This window comes from Shinella sp. Sh6, from assembly GCF_055392685.1.
The window spans coordinates 485,898-509,457 of the sequence record NZ_AP044005.1; the positions used below are offsets into that span (position 1 = coordinate 485,898).

A 23,560-nucleotide genomic window follows, 5' to 3' on the forward strand; every position below is an offset into this window, starting at 1 on the left:
GAAGGAACGACGGGGCCGGGGACCGCAAGTCTCCGGCCTTTTTGTTTGCGCGGGGAGACAGCGCGGCACAGCAAAATGATTTGAATTGCAATTCAAATCATTTTGCTGTTTAACCGCCTCATGAACACGAAACCATCATCGCCCCGCGCCCGCTTCGGCATCCGTTTCTCCCTGCTCGCCCGCCGCTGGCGGCGTGCGCTCGACGAGCGCCTTGCCGAGGCCGGCCTGTCGGATGCCACCTGGGCGCCGCTGATCCATCTTCAGGAAACCGGCGGCGGCGTGACGCAGAAGGAGCTTGCCGCGCTGGTCGGCATCGACGGCTCCAGCCTCGTGCGCCTGCTCGATATCCTCTGCCGGCAGGGGCTGGCGGAGCGGCGCGTCGACGAGAACGACAGCCGTGCCCGGCTGATCTTCCTCACCGAAGACGGCGAGAAGCGGGTCGCCGCGATCCGCCGGGAGCTGGCCAGGGGCGAGGAGGAGATGCTGGCCGATATTTCGGACGCCGACATCGCGGCCATGCTGCAGCATTTCAAGAGGATCGAGGAGCGCCTTGCCGCCATGCAGGTGCGCCGCCGCAAGGAGGCGTCGAAATGAGCGCGCAGGGCCCATCGAGCGCGGCATTTCCCGCCCGGCGGATCGACGCCGCGCGCCACCTGCTGCAGCCGCGGCAGTTCCGCGAAAGCATGGCGCTCTCGGCCCAGCAGGCCTGGCGCAATTCGGCGCTTGCCGGGCTGCAGGCAGCCGTCACGGCCCTGGTCGCGCTGCCGCTCGTCCATCTCTCCCCCTGGCCGCATCTCATCGGCTTCGCCTCGCTGGGCGCGCTCGTCGCCCTGTTCGGCCGCTTCGCGCCGCGCGGCGGGCGGGGCCGCGTCGTGCTGCAATGCGCCTTCTGGCAGGTTGCCGCCGTGCTGGTCATGTCGCTGGCGGCGTGGTCGGGACTGCCGGTCGTAGGCCAGCTTCTCCTGCTGGCATTTCTGTCCGGCCTGTTCTTCTTCGTCGTCGCCACGGGCCGGTTCGGCCCGCCGGGCGCTCTCATCTTCGTCTTCGCGGCCGGCGCGTCCATGGGGCATGCGGTCCCGGGAGCGGAGGTCGCCGAACGCGCCCTCGCCACCGCCGCCGTCGCGGCATTGGCCTGGCTCATCTGCAGCGCCACGGAAATCCTCCGCCGCAAGGCCGGCGGGGAGGGCGTGCCTGCGCCCGAACCGCTGCGGCCGGCAAGCCACAGGGCGATTGCCGCCCTGCGCATCGCGCTCGGCTCCATGGTCGCGGCCCTTGCCGCCCATGCCCTCGGCGCGGCCCATCCCGCCTGGGCGGTTCTCGGGGCGATGGCCGTCATGCAGGGCCCGCACCTGCACATCAGCATGAACCGGGCCCTCCAGCGCACGCTCGGGACCGCGATCGGCGCCGTCGTCGTCTGGCTGATCCTGCAGCAGGCGCCCTCGCTCTTTACGGTGATCGCGCTGCTCGCCGGCCTGCAATTCGCCACCGAGATGATCATCGGCGCCAACTATGCGCTGGGGCAGATCCTCGTGACGCCGATGGCGCTGCTCATGAGCTACCTTGCCGCGCCACACGCCGCCGGGCTGGCGATGGTGCCGGAACGCGTGCTCGACACGCTCCTCGGCGCGGCCATCGGCATTGCGCTTGCCGTCGTCTGCTCGAGCCTCGACGACCGCCGCCATCTTGCCGGCCACCAGATGCGCCGCGCCGCCGGCACGGGCTGAGCCGCCGTTATCCTCCCAGTAACCGATGAACGAAACCGGGCCGGCGCATATTGCGCGGCCCGGTTTTGTGTGCTAAACAACCATATTATTAGGGCGCTAATGATAATCGCATCTATGAGTTCCACACAGTCTCTCTCCCTCCTCGCCGATATCGGCCGCCTGGTACGCAAGCGCTTCGAGCAACGGGCCCAGAGCCTCGGCCTGACGCGCGTGCAATGGCGCACGCTCGCCTACCTGTCGAAGAACGAGGGCATTCATCAGGGCGGACTGGCGGAGCTCCTGGAAATCGAGCCGATCACGCTGGTGCGCGTTCTCGACAAGCTCGGCGAGCGCGGCTTCGTCGAGCGCCGGCGCCATCCGACCGACCGGCGCATCTGGCTTCTCTACCTGCGCGAAGAGGTGCGCCCGCTCCTCGACGAGATTCACGCCCTGGCCGATGCGACGCGCGCCGAGGCGTTGAAGGACATTGCGGACGAACGGCTGGAGGAAACCTTCACCGTCCTTTCCGAGATCAAGAACAACCTCGTGCTGGCGTGCGAGGCCCCCATTGCCGAACAAGAGCGAAAGCATGACTGACAAACCCAATTTCCGTGTCATTTCCGATGATGAGAACGCTGCCGACGAGAGCGAAGCCCTCGATTTGCAGGAGACCGTTGCCGAGGCCCCGTCCCCGGTTTCCGCCGCCGCTGCCGCCGAAGCGACACCCGTTGCCGTCCGGCCGCGCCGCCGGCGCCCGCTTGCGCGCCCGGTGCTCTTTGCCCTCCTGCCCGTCGCCCTCGTCGTCGGCGGCTACTATTACGTCACCGGCGGGCAGGTCATGTCGACCGACAACGCCTATATCCAGGCGGACATGGTGGGCATCGCCACGGACGTCTCCGGCATCGTCGAGCGCATCGACGTGCACGAGAACGAGACGATCAAGGCCGGGCAGGAGCTCTTCAGCCTGCGGCCCGATGCGTTCCGGATCAAGCTCGACGGCGCCAAGGCCCAGCTCGGCATCCAGCGCAACCAGATCGAGAACCTGAAGGCGAGCTACCGCCAGTCGCTGGCCGAGATCACCCAGGCCGAGGCGGACCTGCCCTATTACCAGGCGCAGTTCGACCGCCAGCAGAACCTCGTGACGAACGGCGGGGCGGCCCGCTCGGCCTATGACGAGGCCAAGCACAACCTTGATGCCGCACGGCAGAAGGTGGCGGTCAGCAAGGCGGAAGCGGCGGCGACCCTCGCCCAGCTCGGCGGCGACGCCGACCAGCCGGTCGAGCAGAACCCGCTCTATCTCCAGGCGAAATCCGATGTCGACAATGCCGAGCGCGAGCTCGACCACACCGTCGTGCGCGCGCCCTTCGACGGCGTCGTGACCAATGTCAGCGCCCTGCAGGTCGGCTCCTACCTCCAGGCCTCGCAGCAGGCCTTCTCGCTGGTCTCGACCCATCACCTGTGGATCGCCGCGAGCCCCAAGGAGACCGAGCTGACCTACGTCAAGCCCGGCCAGGAGGCGACCATCTCCGTCGATGCCTATCCGGGTGTCACCTGGAAGGGCAAGGTCGAGAGCATCAGCCCTGCCTCCGGCTCGTCCTTCTCGCTGCTGCCGGCGCAGAACACCACCGGCAACTGGGTCAAGGTCGTCCAGCGCATTCCCATGCGCGTCAGCATCGAGGAGAGCGCGGACAAGCCGCCGCTGCGCGTCGGCATGAGCACCGTCGTCGATGTCGAGACCGGCCACGCCCGCGGCCTGCCGGATTCCCTCCAGTCCCTCCTGGACCGTTTCACCGGCAAGACCCATGGCTAGTTCCGCCGCTTCCCCGGCGGTGACGGTCGCCAATCGCGGCGCCATCACCGCCTGCGTCATCCTTGCCGTCATCATGCAGGCGCTGGACACGACCATCGCCAATGTCGCGCTGCCCTATATCCAGGGCAGCGTTTCCGCCTCGGCGGACCAGATCAACTGGGTCCTGACCTCCTATATCGTGGCGGCCGCGATCATGACGCCGCCGTCGGGCTTCCTTGCGGCGAAGTTCGGCCGCAAGCGCGTGCTGCTGGCGGCGATCGCCGGCTTCGTCGGCGCGTCGGTCCTCTGCGGGCTTGCGCAGTCGCTGAACCAGATCGTCGCCTTCCGCCTCTTGCAGGGCCTGTTCGGCGCCTCGCTCGTGCCGCTGTCGCAGAGCATTCTCCTCGACATCTACACCGTCGAGGAGCGCGGCTCGGCCATGGCGCTGTTCGGCGTCTCGGTCATGGTCGGCCCGGTCCTCGGGCCGGTGCTCGGCGGCTGGCTGACGGACAACATAAGCTGGCGCTGGGTCTTCTACATCAACGTGCCGATCGGCGCGCTCGCCTTCATGGGCATCGTCGTCTTCGTCGGCGAGACCAAGCGGGATGCGCTGGCCAAGCTCGACTGGTTCGGCTTCGCCCTGATGAGCCTGTTCATCGCCGCGCTCCAGCTCTTTCTCGACCGCGGCGAGCAGCTCGACTGGTTCTCCTCCGGGGAGATCATGATCGAGGCGATCGTCTGCGCCGCGGCCTTCTATCTCCTGCTGGTGCACACGCTGACGAGCGAGAAGTCCTTCGTCAATCCAAGGCTCTTCCTCGACCAGAACTTCACGATCAGCATGATCTTCATCTTCGTGATCGGCATCACCTACCTTGCCTCGCTGGCGCTGATGACGCCCTATCTGCAGACGCTGATGGGCTATCCGGTGATAACGGCGGGCATCGTCATGGGGCCGCGCGGCCTCGGCACGATGCTGTGCATGTTCATCGTCGGGCGGCTGATCGGCAAGGTGGATTCCCGCTGGCTGCTGGCGCTCGGCCTCGGGCTCACCGCCTGGGCGATGTACGACATGACGAGTTGGACGCCGGACATCTCGCAATGGACGATCGTCTCGGTCGGCTTCATCCAGGGCGCCGGGCTCGGCTTCCTCTTCGTGCCGCTGACGACGATGGCCTTCTCGACCCTTCCCGCCCACATGCGCGGGGACGGCACCGGCCTCTACAACCTCTCGCGCAACATCGGCTCGTCCGTCGGCATCTCCGTGGTGACGGCGCTGATCGTCGAGAACACGCAGAGCAACCACGAGTCCATCGCCGCCTATGTGACGCCGTTCAACCGCGCCTTCGACGCGGTGGCGGCGCAGGGCCTCAGCCCGCTGACGGCGGCCGGGCGCGCCGCGCTCAACGACGTCATCACGCTGCAATCGACGATCATCGCCTATATGGACGATTTCAAGCTGCTGATGCTGATGTCGCTTGCCGTCATGCCGCTCGTCCTTCTCTTGAAGAAACCGCAGGCGGCGCCGGCGATGGACCACAGTGCCGTGATGGAGTGACGCCGCGTCACTCCATGATCGGCGGGATCTCGGTCTCGCGGCCGCGCAGCGGCTTTTCCGGCATGAGCTGGAAGAGCACGAGCGCCACCGCCGTCGAGGCGGCGCAGGCGATGAAGATATAGGTGAAGGCCGTTGCCGAGGCGGCGCTGGCCCCGATGGCCGCCGCCGTCAGGTGCTCGCCGCCGAGCGGCAGGCCGTTGCCGAGCGCGATGGCGCCGAGCAGCGCCACGCTGAGGGCGCCGCCGAGCGAGCGCAGGAAGGTGAGGGCCCCGGTGGCGACGCCGAGATGGGCCTGGTCCACCGCGTTCTGCACCGAGACGGTGGCGACCGGGAACGTCATGCCCGAGCCGAAGCCGGTGCCGAAGATCAGGAGCTCCAGCGAGAACAGCGACGTCCGCCCCGAAAGGAAGGCCAGCGCGATCAGGCAAAGCACGCTGAAGAGGCCGCCGGCGACGGCGAGCCGCTTATAGTGGGTGACATGCGGGATCGTCCGCCCGCTGGTCGTGGCGCCGAACACGGTGCCGAGCAGCAGGCCGAGCATGACGAAGCCGGAACTGCCGGCCGTAAGCCCGTGGAACGCTTGCCCGTAGACCGGGATATAGACCGAGAGGCCGATACCGGCCGTCTGCCCCATGAACATGGCGAGCGTGCCGTAGCGCACGATGGGATTGCCGAGCACTTCCAGCGAGATCAGCGGCTCGTCGGCGTGGCGCAGGCGGAAGGCGAAGAGAAGCCAGAAGATGGCCGAGCAGCCGAGCAGGCCGAGAATGGCGGGCGACAGCCAGTCGTAGCGGCTGCCGCCCCAGTTGAGGGCGAGCAGCAGGAGCGCGGTGGCGGTCACCAGCAGGGCCGCGCCCGCGCCGTCGATGCTGTGCGAGCGCGCGACGGCCGGCAGCTTCTTCAGCGGGTTGTTGATGATCGCCAGCGCCGCAAGCCCCAGCGGAATGTTGATCCAGAAGATCAGCGACCAGTGGAGATGCTCGGCGAAGGTGCCGCCCAGCAGCGGCCCGGCGACGCTCGCCACGGCCCAGGTGCCGGAGATCCAAGCGGCATAGCGCGCCCGCTCGCGCGGCGGCACGAGGTCGCCGATCACCGTCTGCGACAGCGCGAACAGCCCGCCGCCGCCAAGACCCTGCACCGCGCGGCCGATGATGAGCGTCAGCATGTTGGGCGCGAGCGCGCTCACCAGCGAGCCGGCGAGGAAGATGATGATGGCCGCGAAGATGGTCGAGCGGCGCCCGTAGACGTCGGATATCTTGCCGTAGAGCGGCGCCATGGCCGTCGCGGTCAGGAGATAGCCCGTCACGACCCAGGGCAGGTAGTCGGCATGGCCGAGCGCCTTGCCGATGGTCGGCATGGCGGGCGCCACGATGGTCTGGTCGAGCGCGGCCAGCAGCATGGACAGGAGAACGCCGCCTATGATGACGTTCTTCTCCGGGTCCGACAGGGCGAAGGCCGTCGCCGCGGGTCCGTTCACACGGGGTGTCTCATCCATTCGCTTGGGTCCGATTGCAGGTGTTGCGCATTGCGCACAGGAGGTGAGATGGGCAGGTATCAAGATAATCAACCCGCGTCACGCCTCTTTTCTGCCCGCCAGGCGGGCTTGCGCCCCCGTAACGGGGAATTGTCCGTTTACAGGGCTTTCCAATACGGATATCGTTTATCCTTATTGGATGGGCAAGGTTGAATGATCCTCAAGAGCCAAGTCGAATGGGCGCTGCACTGTTGCGCCATTCTCGCCGGACTTCCGGACGGCCGCTACCTTTCCACCAAGGCGCTTGCCGAGTTCCACGGGCTGCCGAAGGAATACCTCTCCAAGGCGCTGCAGAGCCTTTCGCAGGCGCGGCTGGTGGATTCGACGCTGGGGCCGAGCGGCGGCTACCGGCTGTCGCGCCCGCCGGCCGAGATCACCTTCCTCGACGTGGTCGAGGCGGTGGAGGGCAAGGAGCGCACCTTCGTCTGCAACAACATCCGCGCCAACAATCCGTGCCGGCCGGAAGGCTATTGCGATGCGGGTCCCTGCGCCATCGCCCGCATCATGTGGGATGCGGACGAAGCATGGCGGGCGAGCCTGCGCGCCGTCACGCTCGCCATGCTCGTGCAAAGCCTGGAGAAGGACGTTCCGCCGGCGCTCTGGCGGGAGAGCTTCGAATGGGTGATGAAGCGGGTCGGCTGAGCCGCCGACCCGGGCTGCCCGCTATTTTCGGGCGGCGGCGGGTCTCAGTTGAGGCCGGCCTTGTCGAGGCCGTAGAGCTTATCGGCCGAGCCCGGCACCGACTTGAAGGCGATGGCGAGGCGGTTCCAGGCATTGATGGTCATGATCGAGAAGGTGAGGTCGGAAACCTCCTTCTCGGAGAGCTGGCCGCGCACGCGCTCGTAGAGTTCGTCCGCAATGCCGCCCTCCGGCAGCCGGGTCACCGCCTCGGTCCAGGCAAGGCACGCGCGCTCGCGGGGATCGAAGAGGTTGGATTCGCGCCAGATGGCGACGTGGTAGAGGCGCAGCTCGCTCTCGCCGTGGATCTTGGCTTCCTTGACATGCATGTCGAGGCAGAAGGCGCAGCCGTTGAGCTGCGAGGCGCGGATGTTCACGAGATCGCGGATACCCTGCTCGATGACGCTGTCCTTCAGCGCCATGCTGAGCTCGGAGATCTTCTTGAAGAATTCCGGCGATTGCTGCGGGTAGTTCAGGCGTTGGGTCATGTCCGTCTCCTTTATTAAGGATATAGTTTATCCTTATGGATATTTAATATCCTTAATTGCGGGATTGTAAAGCCGAAATGCCCGGGCTTGGCGCATAAGGTCTCCCCGGCGACGGTTTTCCATGCGCGAAACCGGGGGCAGGGGTACCTCGTGGACGATCCTTGCCGCTTGGAACTTGTCCTTTTGCGCGTCGTTGGCGTATGAGCGGCAAGGGGAATATCGGGGTGGAATCGGCATCGCCCCGCAGACGAGGAGCGGAGAGCAATCAAGAAGGCGAAGGCGCACAAGGCCGAAAAACCGAAGACGATCCTGCAGAAGCTGGCCGCGACCCCCGAAAAGCTGTTTTCGGGGGCTTTCCGCCAGCAATATGCCGCCTTGTGCTTTCGCCCCGCAGAAGACGGGCCGGGCATCGAGATCCTCGTGGTCACCTCGCGCGACAGCGGGCGCTGGATCATCCCCAAGGGCTGGCCGATGAAGGGCAAGGAGCCTTACGAGGCGGCCGCCATCGAGGCCCGGCAGGAGGCCGGCGTCAGCGGAAAGGTCCGCAAGAAACCCGTCGGAAGCTACACCTACCTGAAGCTGATGGACGACGGCGAGGTCGTGCCCTGCGTCGTCGACGTCTTCCAGGTCGAGGCGACGCGGCTTGCCGGGAAGTTCAAGGAGAAGGGCGAGCGCGTCCTCGCCTGGGTCACCCCGGACGAAGCGGCGCGCCGCGTCCGTGAGGTCGAGCTGAAATCGCTGCTCGTCGAGTTCCGGCCGCGGTGAGGCGCCGCCTTACTCGATCACGGTCACCTTCGAGCCGTTGAGGAATTTCGCGGGCTCGTATCCGCGGGCGATCGCCATCGGCACCATGAGAAGCTGGATCGGAAGGATCTCCAGCACCGGCAGCAGCCCCTCGGCAACAGCCGGCAGGGTAAGGAGCATGCCGGCATCCGTCGCGCCGTCCGCGGCCCCTTCGGGCGCGATCGTCAGGCTGGCGCCGCCGAAGCGGTGGATGTCCGCGACGGTCCGCATGTTGAGGTCGCGCGTTGCCGCCTCGCCGCCCATGAAGAAGACGCTGCGGAAGCCTTCGCGCACCAGTTCCAGCGGCCCGTGGCGGAACTGCCCGCCGGAAAGCGCCTGCGCCGGGGCCTTGGCCGCCTCGGCGGTGACGAGCGCCGCCATCATCGCGCTGCCGTAGCTGCCGCCGCGGCCGATGAAGGTGAGCGGCCGGTCATGGCCGAGGAAGGCCAGCATGGCATCGAGCCGGGCCGGCAGGTCGGCAAGGACGTTTCCGGCGGCATCGGCCAGCGCCTCGATCTCGCCGGCAAGCGCCTCGCTATCGCGGCCGAGAAGCAATTGCTCGAAGAGATAGAGGGCCGCAAGGCCCGCCGTATAGGTCTTGGTCGAGACGGTCTGTTCCGGCCCGGCCTCCGTGGCGAGCGCCAGCGAAGCCCAGCGCGACAGCGTGTTGTCGGGCGTGTTGGTGACGGCGACGCGCGCGGCCGCCCCGCCCTCGATTTCCGTCATGCGGCGCAGCTCCACGCTTTCCCCGGACTGGGAGACGGCGATGATGAGCGTTCCCTTCCGCAGCACGCCGGGGGCCTGCTGGATGAGCTCGGACGTATCCCAGAGCGAGACGGGGACGGACAGTCCCTCGCTCAGCCGCAGCCAGGTCCCGTAGGCGCTGAACAGCGAGCCGCCCATGCCGGTGATGAGGACATGGCCGATCTCGCCGCGGCCGATGGCGCCGCGGATCGCCTGCACCTCGGCGGCAAGGCGCGGCGTCAGGAGGCCGGCGAGCTTGCGGATGGCCGCCGGCTGTTCGGCGATTTCGGCGAGATAGGACTGGGACATCGGTTTCCTCGTTCGTCGGGCAGGGCGTGGCCCCGCCGATCATAGGCATTTCCGCCGCAAGTCATAGCTCGCCGGAAATTTCCCGGCGGTTGCGGTCGAGCTCTTCGCTGTAGCGACGCAGCGTGTGGCTTTCCGTAAGAAGCCCGATCACCTTCTGGCCGATCATGTCGGAGACGACGGCGAGCGCTTCGCTCTCGGTCTCGTCGAAGAGCGCGACGGCCTGCTTGGCGTTCATGGTGGGCAGGAGGATGTCGTTGCGGTGCCTGGCGAAGGAGCGGATGGAGGCGCCCTCGTTCTCGCCCTCGACGAGGTTGCCGTGCACGTCCGGCACGAGGACGATGCCGGCATATTTGCCGTTCTCGTCCACGAGGATGACGCGCTGCGTGGAGCCGATGGGGAACTTCGCGCGGAAATCCTTCACCGACATGTCGGCGGCCGCGGTGCGCACGTCCGCGCGCATCAGCTTGTCGACGGTGAGGTTGCGGATCCAGCCGACGTCGTGCGCGCTGCGGATCGTCTCGCCGCGCAGGTGGAAGCGCCAGGTGGCGAAGGAGTAGCCGAAGAGCGTGCGCACGATGAAGGAGGAGGTGATGACGGCGGCGAGCACCAGCACGGTCATCGGAAAGTCGCCGGTGATCTCCAGCGCGAGGAAGGTCATGGTCAGCGGCCCGCCGATCACCGCGACGGCAAGCGAGCTCATGCCGACGACCGCATAGCTTGCCGGCGCGAGCGCGGCATGGCCGATGAAGGGCGCGGCGAAGGCGAAGAGCTTGCCGAGAAGCGCGCCCATGAAAAGCGAGGCGAAGAACAGGCCGCCGCGAAAGCCCGAGCCGATGGAGACCGCCGAGGCCGTCGCCTTCAGCAGGAAGAGGACGAGCAGGCCCGCCATCGACACGTCGGTCTCCAGGTTGACGTGGAGCGCGCCGTGCCCGCCGGAAAGCACCTGCGGGCTGATCATCGCCAGCAGCCCGACGATCGTTCCGCCGATGGCGGGGCGCACATAGCCGGGGATCGAGCTCTTGCGCGCCGTCTCCTCCACGAAGGCGACGGCCTGCATGAGGAGGATGCCGACGCCGCCGCACACGATGCCGAGCAGCAGCGCCGGCACATAGTCGGCCGGCACCACGCTGCCGATGCTGCCGACATCGATGCCGGCGTCGCTGGCCGCGAGCAGCCGGGCGACGAGGTTGGCGATGAGGGCGGAGACGACGACGGGCGTCAGCGAGGCGATCGTATAGGCGCCGATGATCAGCTCGAAGGCGTAGAAGGCGCCCGTCAGCGGTGCGTTGAAGGCGGCGGCGATGGCCCCTGCCGCCCCGCAGCCGACGAGGATGCGCATGTCGGCGCGGCGCAGCTTCAGCTTGCTGCCGAATTTCGAGGCGATGCCGGAGGCGACCTGCGTATAGCCGGCTTCGAGGCCCACCGAGGCGCCGAAGCCGTTCGACACGATGTTCTGCACGGCGACGATCAGGCTGTCTGTCAGCGACAGCCGCCCGCCATGCAGGGCGTTCGCCTCGATGGGGTCGACGAGCGGGCGCTTGCGCCAGCGGGCGAGCACGAAGAGGAGGACGCCGAGCAGCATGCCGCCGGCAATCGGCGCGGCAAGCAGCAGGATCCTGTCGTCGACGGTCGCCCCGCTCAGCCGTTCGTCCGGCTCCAGCCCGAAGATCAGGGCGTGCATGGTGCGCGTGATATAGGTCATGGCCGAGACGGAGAGCCCCGCCGCGACACCCACCAGCGCGCCGGCCAGCATCAGGCCGAATTCGCTGCGCCGCGGCAGGGTGCGCATCAGTTCCAGGCTCAGGAAGCGGTAGAGCACCGAAGGGCGCAGCTTGTGCAGGCGCTTCATCGTGCCGGGAAACCGGGGTGTATTCTGTGCCATGATGCCTTCCGGGCGAATGCGCGACGGGTCATGGGGGGATTTAGCCGCCACGGGAAGACTGTCAAAGAAAATCTGCGCGCGGGCGGCGGTTTTGGCCGATACGCCTATGCGTGGCGCCTGCCGTCCGCGTCGAACATGTGGAGCGCGTCGGCGCTCGCGCCCACCGTCACCTCGTCGCCGATCTCGCTGCGGCTGCGGCCGGAAACGCGGAAGACGAGGGGCGTGCCGTCGGCAAGCCTGCCGTGCAGCAGGCTTTCCGCCCCGACGAGCTCGATGCCGTCGATATGCGCCGTCGCCTGGAAGGCGAAGGGCCTGCCGTCCGGCGGGGCAAGGTGCAGGTCCTCCGGGCGCACGCCGAGCATGTAGCGCCCCTCCGGCCGCGGCACGTCGGCGGAGAGCGACCAGCCGGAGGACGTGTCCGTGCCTTCCAGGAGGTTCATGGAGGGCGAGCCGATGAAGGTGGCGACGAAGGTGGTGGCGGGCTTCTCGTAGAGCTCCAGCGGCGTTCCCACCTGCTCGATGCGGCCGGCATTGACGACGACCAGCCGGTCGGCGAGCGTCATCGCCTCCATCTGGTCGTGGGTGACGTAGACGCTGGTGGTGCCAAGCGCGCGCTGCAGGCGCTTGATCTCGATGCGCATCTGCCCGCGCAGCTTGGCGTCGAGGTTGGAGAGCGGCTCGTCGAAGAGGAAGGCGGCCGGCTCGCGCACGATGGCCCGGCCCATGGCCACGCGCTGGCGCTGGCCGCCGGAAAGCTGGCGCGGCTTGCGGTCGAGATATTGCGCGATCTCCAGCGTCTTCGACGTCTCGGCGATGCGCCGCTCGATCTCGGCCGGCGGCGTGTTGCGGTTCTTCAGGCCATAGGCGAGGTTCTGGCGCACCGTCATGTGCGGGTAGAGCGCATAGTTCTGGAACACCATGGCGATGTCGCGCTCGGCCGGCTCCACGTCGTTGACCCGGCGCGAGCCGATGAGGATGTCGCCGCCGGTAATGCCCTCCAGCCCGGCGATCATGCGTAGCAGCGTGGACTTGCCGCAGCCCGACGGGCCGACGAGGACGACGAATTCGCCGTCGGCGATGTCGAGCGAGACGCCCTTGATCGCCTCCACGGTGCCATAGGACTTGCGGACGTTGTTGAGGGTGATCTCAGCCATTACTTCTCGGTCTCCACAAGGCCTTTGACGAACCAGCGCTGCATCAGCACCACGACGACGATGGGGGGGATGATCGCGAGGATCGCGGTCACCATGACATAGTTCCAGGGCGTGGAGGCATCGGCGAAATCCACCATGCGTTTCAGCCCGATGACGATGGTGTTCATCTTCGCGTCGTTCGTCACCAGCAGCGGCCAGAGATACTGCGTCCAGCCGTAGATGAAGAGAATGACGAAGAGCGCGGCGATGTTCGTCGCCGAAAGCGGCAGCAGGATATCGCGCATGAAGCGGAAGGGGCCGGCATTGTCGATGCGCGCGGCCTCCACCAGCTCGCCCGGGATCGTCAGGAAGAACTGCCGGAAGAGGAAGGTCGCCGTCGCGGATGCCATCAGCGGCAGGGTGAGGCCCGCATAGGTGTCGATCATGCCGAGGTCGACGATGACCTTGTAGGTCGGCAGGATGCGCACCTCCACCGGCAGCATGAGCGTGACGAAGATCATCCAGAAGAACAGCATCTTCAGCGGAAAGCGGAAGAAGACGATGGCGAAGGCCGACAGGAACGAGATGGCGATCTTGCCGATGGCGATGGCGAGCGCCACGACCGTCGAGTTGAACAGAAGCCGCTCGAGGCTGACGCCGACGACGCGCTCGACGCCGCCGCCGATCGCCTCGCCGTAGTTCTCGGCAAGGGCGCTGCCGGGCAGCAGCGACATCGGCGGGCGCACGATCTCGATCGACGTGTGGGTCGAGGCGATGAACGTGTAGTAGATGGGAAGGGCGACGACCAGGATGCCGATGACGAGCACCAGGTGGCTGACCAGCGTGGAGATGGGGCGGTTCTCGATCATGGCCGGGCCTCAGGAATAGTGGACCCGCTTCTCGACGAAGCGGAACTGGAAGGCAGTGAGCGCGATGACGATGATCATCAAGATCACCGACTGGGCGGCCGAGCCGCCGAGGTCGAGATTGACGAAGCCGTCGTTGTAGACCTTGTAGACCAGCGTCTCGGTGGCCTTGGCCGGCCCGCCGCCCGTGACGGCATGGATGATGCCGAACGTGTCGAAGAAGGCGTAGACCGTATTGACGACGAGCAGGAAGAAGGTCGTCGGCGCCAGGAGCGGGAAGACGATGGTCCAGAAGCGCTTGGCCCCGCGCGCCCCGTCGATGGCGGCCGCCTCGATCAGCGATTTCGGGATCGCCTGCAGGCCGGCGACGAAGAACAGGAAATTGTAGCTGATCTGCTTCCAGGCGGCCGCGATGATCACCATCGTCATGGCCTGGTTGCCGTTGAGAAGCGGATCCCAGTGGAAGCCGTTGCGCCGCAGGATATAGGCGAAGGTGCCCATGGCCGGATTGAACATGAAGAGCCACAGCATGCCGGCGATGGCCGGGGCGACCGCATAGGGCCAGATGAGGAGCGTGCGGTAGATGTTGCGCCCGCGCACGACCCGCTCGGCCGATGTCGCCAGAAGCAGCGCCACCGCCATCGAGAGGAGCGCCGTCGCAAGGCTGAACACCACCGTTACCTTCAGCGAGTGCAGGTAATCCGGATTGGAGAGGATGGCCCGGAAGTTGGCGAGCCCCACGAAGCCCGACCTCAGCCCGAACGGGTCTTCCCGGAGGACCGATTGATAGAGCGCCTGGCTGGCCGGCCAGAAGAAGAACACGACGGTCAGCACGATCTGCGGGGTCAGCAGAAGATACGGCAGGACCTTGTTGGGAAAGACGACAGACTGCATGGCGTTCCCCTTCCGGAAAGGACGGTCCCGCGCCGCCGGGCGGCGCGGGTTATGGACGGGAGGATTACTTGCCGATGGCGGCGGCGATGGCGGCGTTCGCCTTCTGCACGCCCTCGGTCAGGGCAGCCTTGGCATCCTTCTGGCCGGCGAGCATCGCTTCGAATTCCTCGTTGAGGATGTCGCGGACCTGCGGCAGGTTGACGAGGCGCACGCCCTTGGAATTCTCGGTCGGGGCCTTGCCCATCATCTGCTTGATCGGCGTCTCGCGGCCCGGGTTCTTGTCGTAGAAGCCGGACTTCTTGGTCTCCTCGTAGGCGGCCATCGTCACCGGCAGGTAGCCCGAGACCTCGTGCAGGCGGACCTGGATGTCCGTGCGCGAGAGGAAGTGGAAGAACTCGGCGATGCCCTTGTATTCCGCATCGCTCTTGCCGGCGAAGACCCAGAGGCTGGCGCCGCCCGGAATGGTGTTCTGCGGGCCGTGGCCTTCGTAGTAGGGCAGCTGGCCGACGCCGTAGTTGACGCCCGACTTGACGATGTCGCCGAGGCCGCCGGAGGATTCCGTCAGGATCGCGCATTCGCCCGACATGAAGAGCTGCTTGGCTTCCGAGGTGCGCCCGCCGTAGCGGAACGTGCCGTCCTTGCTGAGGTCGGCGATCGACTGGAAGTGATCGACATAGATCGGCGCGTCGATCTTCAGTTCGACGTCGAGGCCGGCAAGGCCGTTCTCGTTTGTGCCGTAGGGCACGTTGTTCCAGGCGGCGAAGTTCTCGGTCTGGATCCAGGTCAGCCAGGTCGAGGTGAAGCCGCAATTGGCCGCGCCGCTCGTCTTGATCTTCCTGGCGGCCTCGAAGACCTCCGGCCAGGTCTTCGGCGGGTTCTCGGCGTCGAGGCCGGCCTTCTTGAAGGCGTCCTTGTTGTAATAGAGGATCGGCGAGGACGAGTTGAACGGGAAGGACAGCATGGTGCCGTCCGGCTTGGAATAATAGGCGACGATGCCCGGCAGGTAGTCGTCCTTCTTGAACTCGTAGCCGCCCTTCTGGAGCACGTCGGCCACCGGCATCATCGCGCCCTCGGCGCCCAGCATTACGCCGCTGCCGGCGTCGAACACCTGGAGGATCGCCGGCGCCTGCTTGGCGCGGAAGGCGGCGATGCCGGCGTTCAGGGCTTCGGGATAGCTGCCCTTGTAGACGGGCACGACCTTGTATTCGCTCTGGCTCTCGTTGAATTCCTTGGCGAGCTGCTCGACCGCCTCGTTGTTGGCGCCGGTCATGGCGTGCCACCAGGCAAGCTCCGTGGCGGCGAAGGCGTTGGATGCGACGAAGAACGAAAGCGCAGATGTGGCCGCAAGGGTCCAGGTGAAGCGTGTCATGGTGATTCCTCCCATTTTTTTCACGGCAAAAGGCAGTCCTCGAATGCGCCCGACCCTCCTTGATCGCACGCACCTGGCTTTCGTGGCGAAAGCGAACGAATTAAAAGCGAACTTTTATGAACGTGCAAGGGAAAATGGAATACGGAGATCGAAAATTTAGGAATATGGAATTTCTGTTTCATTTATAGGCAGCACATTCCGTACGTCCGCCTGATCGGACGCGCCGGCCAATCTCAACGCGCAAGGCGCGGAATGGTTCCGCTCAGCGTTTCGTGCCGTAATATTTTTCGGCGATGGCGCTGGCGGCGGATGCGGTCCTTTCGCCGATGTCGAGGATCTTCGCCGAATTGGCGCGGGCAATGGGTGCGGCGACGGCAAGCGCGCCGACCGGCCGGCCGTTCGGGGCGACGATCGGCGCGGCGGCGCTGATGACGCCCGTCTCGAAGCCCTGCCGGTTGACGGAGAAGCCGCGCGCTGCGGTTTCGGCAAGGAGCGCGCGCACCGCATCCGCGTCGATGACGGTCTCCGGGGAGAAGCGCTGCAGCGGCCGGGCGAGCGCGCGGTCGGCTTCCGCCTTCGGCAGGAAGGCGAGGAAGGCAAGGCCCGAGGCGGTGGCGTGGAGGGGCAGGGTGGCGCCGACATCGACGATCACGCGATGGGCTTGCGTGGAATCCTCCACATGGATGGTCGCAAGCCGCCCACCGGCAAATTCCGACAGGTGCACCGTCTCGCCCACCGCGTCGGCGAGCGCCTTGACGAAGGGCGCGGCGACGCTGGCGAAGGGAAAGCGCGCCTGGCGGATGCGCGCGAGCCGCACGGGCGCGGCGCCCAGCCGGTACTTGCGCGTCTCGCCGTCCTGTTCCACGAAGCCGTATTTCTCCAGCTCCACCAGGAAGCGCCGCGTCGTCGCCTTGTCGAGGGCGCTGAGGCGCGCAAGGTCGCTGAGGCCGATGTCCCTGTCGAGCTCGCAGAGGGAATCGAGGAGGGCGAGGGCTTTTCCGATGGTGCTCATGCGTCTCTTCCAGGCGTGATGGACGGGGCTTTGAAGCCCCGGTTTCTTCGGGCCGTTCCCGTCGCCGCGCGCATCCTCCTGTTTTCCCGCATCCCGAAAGATACTTAACATGAGAAATAACTTGACGCCGGAAATGGCTTTTGCAAATCTATAATTAAAATAGAGGTTCAAATAATGAACCGCAAGCGGAATATCTGAATGGGAACCGCCGGCCGCGTCGTGGCCGGCTGAGGAGAGGCGGCAGCTGCGGGACGGCCGTGCCGCCATGGATGGGAGAACGATCATGACAGACCAGACCGCGCCGCTCGGCGGCGCGAACCAGCTTCGCAAGAACAGCCTCGGCGTCGGGGCGGTGACATTCCTCGTCGTCTCGGCCGCAGCGCCCCTGACGGCGGTTGCCGGCGGCGTGCCGCTGTCCATGCTGCTCGGCAACGGGCCGGGCATTCCGCTGACCTTCGCCTTCGTGACGACGGTGCTGCTGCTCTTCGCCGTCGGCTATGTCGCCATGGCCCGCCACATCAGCAATGCGGGCGCCTTCTACGCCTATACGGCGCAGGGCCTCGGCGGCCTTGCCGGCGGGGCGGCGGCGCTCATCGCGATCCTCGCCTACAACGCCATGCAGATCGGCGTCTTCGGCCTCTTCGGCGCGGCCACGTCCGGCTTCTTCGCCGGCTACGGGCTCGACCTGCCCTGGTGGGTATGGACCTATGTCGGCATCGCGCTCGTCGCCGTCTTCGGCTACCGCCGGGTGGATTTCTCCGCCCGCGTGCTCGCCGTGCTGGTGGTCCTCGAATATCTCGTCGTGTTGGTCATCGACGCGGCCATCCTCATGAAGGGCGGCGACAGCGGCCTTTCGGCCGCGCCCTTCACGCCGACGGCCTTCCTTTCGGGCACGCCGGCCATCGGCATCCTGTTCTGCTTTGCCGCCTTCATCGGCTTCGAGGCGACGACCATCTACAGCGAGGAGGCCCGCGAGCCGGCCAAGACCGTGCCGCGCGCCACCTATATCTCCGTGCTCATCATCGGCCTCTTCTACATGCTGACCTCCTGGCTGATGGTCAACGGCGCGGGCGTCGACAAGCTGGTGCCGGAACTGCAGGGCCTTGCCGATCCGACGACCTTCCTCTTCGGCCTTGCGGATCGCTATGTCGGCGGCGGCATCACCACCGTCATGGGCCTGCTCTTCGTCACCAGCCTCTTTGCCGGCGTCGTCGCCTTCCACAACGGGGTCGCGCGCTACTTCTACGTCGCCGGCCGCGAGGGCCTGCTGCCGAAGGCGCTCGGCGTCACCCATCCGGTGTTCCAGAGCCCGCATGTCGGCTCGGTCGTCCAGACGGTCATCGCCGTTCTCGTCGTCGGCCTCTTCGCTGCCACGGGGCAGGATCCGGTGCTGGCGCTGTTCTCCTGGCTCACCAATGTCGGCACGCTGGCGATCATCCTCCTGATGGCGCTGACGGCCTTCTCCATCGTCGCCTTCTTCGGCCGCAATCCGGGCCTTGAGCGCAACAAGCTGGTGACGACGGTGCTGCCGGTGGTGACGGGCCTCATCCTTCTGGCGCTGGTGTTCTATATTGCCACCAATTTCGGCGCGCTTGCCGGGGCGGAAGGGGCGCTTGCCCTCTTCCTGCCGGGCCTCGTGCTGATCGCCGCCGTCATCGGCCTCCTGTGCGCCCTGCGCCTGAAGGCCGGCGATGCCGTCGCCTTCGCCCGGCTCGGCGTCGGCCGCGAAGTCTGAGACAATGGGGTGGCGCTCCGGCGCCACCCGTCCTTTCGAGGGAAGACCATGCAGGAAAAGATCGAAGCGCTCCGCAACCGCGTCATCGCCCCGCAGGCGCTGTTCATCGACGGCGCCTTCCGCGAGGCGGAGGGCGGGGCAACGCTCGACGTCGTCTCGCCCATCGACGGGCGGCGCCTGACGACGATTGCCGATGCCGGCGCGGCGGATGTCGACCGGGCGGTGAAGGCCGCCCGCGCCGCCTTCGAGAAGGGCCGCTGGGCGAAGGCCGCGCCCGCCGAGCGCAAGAAGGTGCTGCTGAGGATCGCCGAGCTGATCGAGAAACACGCACTGGAGCTTGCCGTGCTCGGCGTGCGCGACAACGGCACGGAAATCGCCATGGCGCTGAAGGCAGAGCCCGGCAGCGCCGCCGGCAGCTTCCGCTACTATGCCGAGGCGATCGACAAGGTCTATGGCGAGATCGCGCCGACGGCCGGCGATATCCTCGCCCTCGTCCACCGCGAGCCGGTCGGCGTCGTCGGCGCCATCGTGCCGTGGAACTTCCCGCTGATGATCGGCGCGTGGAAGATCGCCCCGGCGCTCGCTGCCGGCAATTCCGTCGTGCTGAAGCCGGCCGAGGCCGCCTCGCTCTCGCTGCTGCGGCTCGCCGAACTCTGCGCCGAGGCCGGGCTTCCCGAAGGCGTCTTCAACGTCGTCACCGGTCGCGGCGCGGTTACCGGGGAGGCGATGGGCCTCCATCCCGATATCGACGTGCTGGTCTTCACCGGCTCCGGCCCGATCGGCCGGCGGCTTCTCGAATATTCCGCGCGCTCCAACCTCAAGCGTGTCTATCTCGAACTCGGCGGCAAGTCGCCGAACGTCGTCTTCGCCGACGCGCCGGATCTCGACAGGGCTGCGAAGGTCTCGGCCTACGGCATCTTCCGCAATTCCGGCCAGGTCTGCGTCGCCGGCTCGCGCCTCCTCGTCGAGCGCTCCATCGCCGGGGAATTCTCCGAAAAGGTGGCCGGTATCGCCGCCGCCATGAAGGTCGGCGATCCGCTACTTTTGACCACCGAGGCGGGCGCCGTCTCCAGCGAGGCGCAGCTTGCCAAGGACCTCGGCTTTGCCGAGCAGGCGCTTTGCGAGGGCGCGCGGCTGCGCACCGGCGGCCGGCGCATCCTCGCCGAGACCGGCGGCTTCTACATGGAGCCGACCGTCTTCGACGTGACGCCCGGCATGACGCTCGCCCGCGAGGAGGTTTTCGGCCCGATCCTCTCGATCATCCCCTTCGACGGAGAGGAGGAGGCGCTGCGGATCGCCAACGGCACGGATTACGGCCTCGCCTCCGCCGTCTGGACGTCCAACCTGTCGCGTGCCCACCGCATGGTGCGCGGCATCCGCGCCGGCGTGGTCCATGTCAACACCTATGGCGGGGCGGATAATACCGTGCCGCTCGGCGGCGTCGGCCAGTCCGGCAACGGCCACGACAAGTCGCTTCACGCGCTCGAAAAATACCTCGACCTGAAGACGGCGTGGATCCAGCTCTGAGGCTGCGATGGTTCATTATATGATCCGTTGCTTCAAATATAGGACTTGCAATCCAATGCGCTTCCTGCCAAATTAATTATCGTGTTAAGTATATTCGCGGCGCCGGAGGAGGTGCGGCGGATGAGGGTCGGCTTGACGGAAAGGGGGCGAACGCCCTCAATCCCGGCCGGCCACGCAACGAGGAGGAATGGTCGATGAGCGCTAGCGCCCGTCTGCCCCATATTCTGGTGATCGGCACCGGCGACACCAAGAGCGAGGAACTGCTGTTCATGGCCGACGTCATCGGCAAGGCCGGCGGCGTGCCGGTCATGGTCGATGTCAGCGTGCTCGGCGATCCGCCCTATGTTCCCGCCCATTCCAAGCACGATGTCGCCGCCGCCGCCGGCACCTCCATGGAGGCGATCCTTGCCAGCGGCGACGAGAACAGCGCCATGGCGCTGATGGCGAGCGGGGCTGCGGCGCTGGTGCGCGCGCTTTGCGAGGCCGGCAAGGTCGACGGGATGATCGCGCTCGGCGGCTCGCTCGGCACGGACCTCGCCCTCGACGTCGCCGCCGTCCTGCCGATCGGCGTGCCGAAATTCGTCGTCTCCACCATCGCCTATTCGCATCTCCTGCCGCCGGAGCGCATCGCGCCCGATCTGATGATGATCCTGTGGGCGGGCGGGCTCTACGGGCTGAACCCGATCTGCAAGGCCGTGCTCTCGCAGGCCGCCGGCGCCGTCGTCGGGGCGGCGAAGGCCGTGGAACGGCCCGGCCGCGAACGGCCGCTGATCGGCATGACCTCGCTCGGCTCCTCCTGCCTTCGCTACATGAAATATCTGAAACCCGAGCTGGAAAAACGCGGCTACGACGTCGCCGTCTTTCACTCCACCGGCATGGGTGGGCGGGCCTATGAGGCGGTTGCCGCCCGCGGCGGGTTCGCCGCCGTCTTCGACCTCTGCATCCAGGAAGTCACCAACGCGGAAAACGGCACGGTCGTCACCTCCGGCCCGGACCGGCTGGAAAATGCCGGCCGCGCCGGCATCCCGCAGATCGTCGCGCCCGGTGCGGTCGATATGGTCGACATGCCCGCCTGGCAGGAGACGCCGGCACGCTTCGCCGGCCGGCCCTACCACGCTCACAACCGGCTGATCGCCTCCGTCACCGTCTCGCCGGAGCAGCGCCGCGCGGTCGCCCGCGTCGTCGCCGCCAAGATGGCGGGCTCGGCCGCGCCCGTCGCCTTCCTCCTGCCCGCGCAGGGCATCCAGGAATGGGACCGCATGGGTGAGCCGCTGCACGAGCCGGAAGCGCTCGAGGCCTTCCTCGACGAGATGCGCAGGGCCGTGCCGGCCTCCGTGACCTTCACGGAGGTGGACGCGCACATCAACGCCCCCGATTTCGCCGTCAAGGCGCTCGAGGTCTTCGACCGCTGGGTCGCCGAGGGCATCGTGGAAAAGGGGCGCGTGGCATGACGAAGGCCCTCATCCTCGATTTCGGCGGCGTCGTCACCCGCACGCTCTTCGAGACGCACGACATCACCGAGCGCGCGCTCGGGCTTCCGGCCGGAACGCTCACCTGGCGCGGCCCCTTCGATCCGGCAAGCGATCCGCTCTGGGTGTCGATGCAGGCGCGCGAAATCACCGAGCGCGGCTACTGGATGGCCCGCACCCGAGAAGTGGGCGCGCTCCTCGGCGAGGAGTGGGCGGACATGAAGACCTTCGTGCAGCGGGCGCGGGGAGCGGATGCCGAACTGGTGCTGCGGCCCGAGGCGCGCGACGCGATCCTGGCCGCGAAGGATGCCGGCCTGAAGCTCGCCATCCTCTCCAACGAGCTCGACCTCTTCTACGGCGTCGACTTCCGCAGGCGCTTCCCGCTGATCGACCTTTTCGACGTCATCGTCGACGCCACCTATACGAAGATACTGAAGCCCGATCCGCGCGCCTACGAACTGGTGCTCGCCGAACTCGGCATCGACCGGGCCGACTGTGTCTTCGTCGACGACCAGAAGAAGAACATCGAGGGGGCGGAGGCCGTGAACCTGCCCCATGTGCATTTCGACGTGACCCGGCCTGCCGAGAGCTATGCGCAGGCACTGAAAATGCTTGGAATTTGAAAGGAAATCCCATGCGCGATTCCAATTTCCTGATCGAGAACAACGCCCGCCATCTCTGGCACCCGATGGCCCATCCCGCCGAGATGCAGGCCAAGCCCCCGCGCATCATCAATGCCGGCGAGGGCGTCGAGGTGGTGGATATCCACGGCAAGAAGGTGCTCGATGCCGTCGGCGGGCTCTGGAACGTCAATCTCGGCTATTCCTGCGAGCCGGTGAAGAAGGCGATCCGCGACCAGCTCGAGGAGCTGCCCTATTACTCCACCTTCCGCGGCACGACCAATTCGCCGCTGATCGAGCTTTCCTACGAGCTTGCCGAATTCTTCAGGGAAGACGGGCTCACGCGCGCCTTCTTCACCTCGGGCGGCTCGGATTCGGTGGAGACGGCGCTGCGCCTTGCCCGCCAGTTCCACAAGATCAACGGCCAGCCGGAGCGCACCAAGTTCGTCGCGCTGAAGAAGGGCTATCACGGCACGCATTTCGGCGGCGCCTCCGTCAATGGCAACGCCAATTTCCGCCGCAACTACGAGCCGCTGCTGCCCGGCGTCTTCCATCTCGCCGCGCCCTATCCCTACCGCAACCCGTTCAACACGGCGGACCCGGCTGAGATCGCTCAGGCCATCGCCCGCCAGTTCGAGGACGAGATCGCCTTCCAGGGCGCCGACACCATCGCCGCCTTCATCATGGAGCCGGTGCTGGGCGCGGGCGGCGTGATCGTGCCGCACGAGACCTTCATGCCGCTGATGCGCGCCATCTGCGACAGGCACGGCATCCTCCTTATCGCCGACGAGGTCATCACCGCCTTCGGCCGCACCGGGGCCTGGACCGGCTCGCGCGGCTGGGGCGTCAGGCCCGACATGATGACGACGGCCAAGGCCATCACCAACGGCTATTTCCCCTTCGGCGCGGTGATGATTTCCGACAAGGTGGCGGGCGTCTTCGAGAGCAACAAGGATGCCCTCGGCTCCATCGGCCACGGCTACACCTATTCCGGCCATCCGGTCGGCGCCGCCGCGGCGCTTGCGACCCTCAAGGAAACCGCCAGGGTCGACACCGCCGCCAATGCCGCCGCCCGCGGCGTCGAGCTGATGGCCGGCCTCGAAGGATTGAAGGCGCGGCACGAGCTTGTCGGTGACGTGCGCGGCAAGGGCCTGATGGCCGCGCTGGAACTCGTCTCCGACCGCGCGAAGAAGAGCCCCGCCGCCAAGGACGCGGTGCAGAAGGTCTACGATACGGCCTACGAGGCGGGCGTCATGGTCCGCACCTCCGGCGCCAACGTCATCATCTCGCCCCCGCTCGTCATCACCGCCGCCGACGTGCAGAAGATCGTCTCGGCGCTGGATGCGGGGCTCTCGGCGGCCAGGGGGTGAGGGCGATGGACGATTTCACCCCCCTCTGCCCTGCCGGGCATCTCCCCCTCAAGGGGGGAGATCGGCAAGAAGCACGCCCTTTGCTCAAACTGCTACGCCA

At 66.8% G+C, this 23,560-nt stretch carries 21 protein-coding genes; 12 read left to right on the plus strand and 9 right to left on the minus strand.

The genetic code is table 11. The features are described from left to right. Window positions 1-120: 120 nt before the first annotated feature. The 5 genes from ACZ5TO_RS02280 (at window position 121) to ACZ5TO_RS02300 (ending at window position 5,047) form a co-directional block, all read left to right on the plus strand. Window positions 121-594 carry a MarR family winged helix-turn-helix transcriptional regulator gene (locus ACZ5TO_RS02280; RefSeq protein WP_464799388.1) on the plus strand — a complete coding sequence of 158 codons (474 nt, stop codon included), beginning with the start codon at window positions 121-123 and terminating at the stop codon, window positions 592-594. After that, window positions 591-1,724, plus strand: coding sequence for an FUSC family protein (locus ACZ5TO_RS02285; protein ID WP_464799389.1), 1,134 nt, complete (start codon window positions 591-593; stop codon window positions 1,722-1,724). The genes ACZ5TO_RS02280 and ACZ5TO_RS02285 overlap by 4 nt, the downstream gene beginning before the upstream one ends. A 114-nt stretch (window positions 1,725-1,838) precedes the next feature. Then, on the plus strand, window positions 1,839-2,300 hold the full coding sequence (locus tag ACZ5TO_RS02290) for a MarR family winged helix-turn-helix transcriptional regulator (RefSeq protein ID WP_184145046.1): 462 nt from the start codon (window positions 1,839-1,841) through the stop codon (window positions 2,298-2,300). After that, window positions 2,293-3,513 carry an HlyD family secretion protein gene (locus tag ACZ5TO_RS02295; protein WP_184145047.1) on the plus strand — a complete coding sequence of 407 codons (1,221 nt, stop codon included), beginning with the start codon at window positions 2,293-2,295 and terminating at the stop codon, window positions 3,511-3,513. Before ACZ5TO_RS02290 ends, ACZ5TO_RS02295 begins: the two co-directional genes overlap by 8 nt. Continuing rightward, on the plus strand, window positions 3,506-5,047 hold the full coding sequence (locus ACZ5TO_RS02300; protein WP_184145048.1) for a DHA2 family efflux MFS transporter permease subunit: 1,542 nt from the start codon (window positions 3,506-3,508) through the stop codon (window positions 5,045-5,047). The genes ACZ5TO_RS02295 and ACZ5TO_RS02300 overlap by 8 nt, the downstream gene beginning before the upstream one ends. A gap of 7 nt (window positions 5,048-5,054) precedes the next feature. Here the strand turns inward: ACZ5TO_RS02300 and ACZ5TO_RS02305 are convergent, their stop codons facing one another. Then, entirely contained in the window at window positions 5,055-6,542 is a 1,488-nt protein-coding gene (locus ACZ5TO_RS02305; RefSeq protein ID WP_464799390.1) for an MDR family MFS transporter, read from the minus strand. 192 nt (window positions 6,543-6,734) lie between these two features. Between ACZ5TO_RS02305 and ACZ5TO_RS02310 the strand changes: the two genes are divergently transcribed. Then, on the plus strand, window positions 6,735-7,223 hold the full coding sequence (locus ACZ5TO_RS02310) for an RrF2 family transcriptional regulator (protein WP_464799391.1): 489 nt from the start codon (window positions 6,735-6,737) through the stop codon (window positions 7,221-7,223). 44 nt (window positions 7,224-7,267) lie between these two features. Here ACZ5TO_RS02310 and ACZ5TO_RS02315 read toward each other — a convergent pair whose 3' ends face one another. Then, entirely contained in the window at window positions 7,268-7,747 is a 480-nt protein-coding gene (locus ACZ5TO_RS02315) for a carboxymuconolactone decarboxylase family protein (protein ID WP_464799392.1), read from the minus strand. A 264-nt stretch (window positions 7,748-8,011) separates the two neighbouring features. Between ACZ5TO_RS02315 and ACZ5TO_RS02320 the strand changes: the two genes are divergently transcribed. Beyond that, the gene (locus ACZ5TO_RS02320; protein WP_184145092.1) at window positions 8,012-8,512 is read left to right on the plus strand and encodes an NUDIX domain-containing protein; all 501 of its coding nucleotides are present in this window, start codon (window positions 8,012-8,014) and stop codon (window positions 8,510-8,512) included. Window positions 8,513-8,521: 9 nt separating this feature from the next. Here ACZ5TO_RS02320 and ACZ5TO_RS02325 read toward each other — a convergent pair whose 3' ends face one another. The 7 genes from ACZ5TO_RS02325 to ACZ5TO_RS02355 all read right to left on the minus strand — a co-directional run bounded on the left by ACZ5TO_RS02325 (window position 8,522) and on the right by ACZ5TO_RS02355 (window position 16,739). Continuing rightward, entirely contained in the window at window positions 8,522-9,583 is a 1,062-nt protein-coding gene (locus ACZ5TO_RS02325; protein ID WP_464799393.1) for an SIS domain-containing protein, read from the minus strand. 61 nt (window positions 9,584-9,644) lie between these two features. After that, window positions 9,645-11,432, minus strand: coding sequence for a chloride channel protein (locus tag ACZ5TO_RS02330; RefSeq protein WP_464800320.1), 1,788 nt, complete (start codon window positions 11,430-11,432; stop codon window positions 9,645-9,647). Window positions 11,433-11,569: 137 nt separating this feature from the next. Next, window positions 11,570-12,619, minus strand: a complete 1,050-nt coding sequence (locus ACZ5TO_RS02335) for a sn-glycerol-3-phosphate import ATP-binding protein UgpC (RefSeq protein ID WP_184145053.1) — start codon at window positions 12,617-12,619, stop codon at window positions 11,570-11,572. Continuing rightward, the gene (gene ugpE / locus ACZ5TO_RS02340; RefSeq protein ID WP_464799394.1) at window positions 12,619-13,467 is read right to left on the minus strand and encodes a sn-glycerol-3-phosphate ABC transporter permease UgpE; all 849 of its coding nucleotides are present in this window, start codon (window positions 13,465-13,467) and stop codon (window positions 12,619-12,621) included. Before ugpE ends, ACZ5TO_RS02335 begins: the two co-directional genes overlap by 1 nt. Window positions 13,468-13,476: 9 nt before the next feature. After that, window positions 13,477-14,358, minus strand: coding sequence for a sn-glycerol-3-phosphate ABC transporter permease UgpA (gene ugpA / locus ACZ5TO_RS02345; protein ID WP_184145055.1), 882 nt, complete (start codon window positions 14,356-14,358; stop codon window positions 13,477-13,479). Between the two features lie 64 nt (window positions 14,359-14,422). After that, window positions 14,423-15,727 (minus strand): sn-glycerol-3-phosphate ABC transporter substrate-binding protein UgpB, encoded by a 1,305-nt coding sequence (gene ugpB / locus ACZ5TO_RS02350; protein WP_464799395.1) that lies wholly within the window; start codon window positions 15,725-15,727, stop codon window positions 14,423-14,425. A 262-nt stretch (window positions 15,728-15,989) separates the two neighbouring features. Continuing rightward, entirely contained in the window at window positions 15,990-16,739 is a 750-nt protein-coding gene (locus ACZ5TO_RS02355) for an IclR family transcriptional regulator (RefSeq protein WP_464799396.1), read from the minus strand. Between the two features lie 283 nt (window positions 16,740-17,022). Between ACZ5TO_RS02355 and ACZ5TO_RS02360 the strand changes: the two genes are divergently transcribed. From ACZ5TO_RS02360 to ACZ5TO_RS02380, 5 genes are all read left to right on the plus strand, one after another. Then, window positions 17,023-18,474 carry an APC family permease gene (locus ACZ5TO_RS02360; protein WP_464799397.1) on the plus strand — a complete coding sequence of 484 codons (1,452 nt, stop codon included), beginning with the start codon at window positions 17,023-17,025 and terminating at the stop codon, window positions 18,472-18,474. 48 nt (window positions 18,475-18,522) lie between these two features. Next, window positions 18,523-20,001 (plus strand): aldehyde dehydrogenase, encoded by a 1,479-nt coding sequence (locus tag ACZ5TO_RS02365; RefSeq protein WP_464799398.1) that lies wholly within the window; start codon window positions 18,523-18,525, stop codon window positions 19,999-20,001. 194 nt (window positions 20,002-20,195) lie between these two features. Further along, a complete protein-coding gene (locus tag ACZ5TO_RS02370; protein WP_464799399.1) occupies window positions 20,196-21,452 on the plus strand; it encodes a Tm-1-like ATP-binding domain-containing protein in 1,257 nt (418 codons plus the stop codon). Next, entirely contained in the window at window positions 21,449-22,093 is a 645-nt protein-coding gene (locus ACZ5TO_RS02375) for an HAD family hydrolase (protein WP_464799400.1), read from the plus strand. The genes ACZ5TO_RS02370 and ACZ5TO_RS02375 overlap by 4 nt, the downstream gene beginning before the upstream one ends. Window positions 22,094-22,104: 11 nt before the next feature. Then, window positions 22,105-23,460: an aminotransferase class III-fold pyridoxal phosphate-dependent enzyme gene (locus ACZ5TO_RS02380; RefSeq protein WP_464799401.1), complete on the plus strand. Its 1,356-nt coding sequence runs from the start codon at window positions 22,105-22,107 to the stop codon at window positions 23,458-23,460. The last annotated feature ends 100 nt before the right edge of the window (window positions 23,461-23,560 follow it).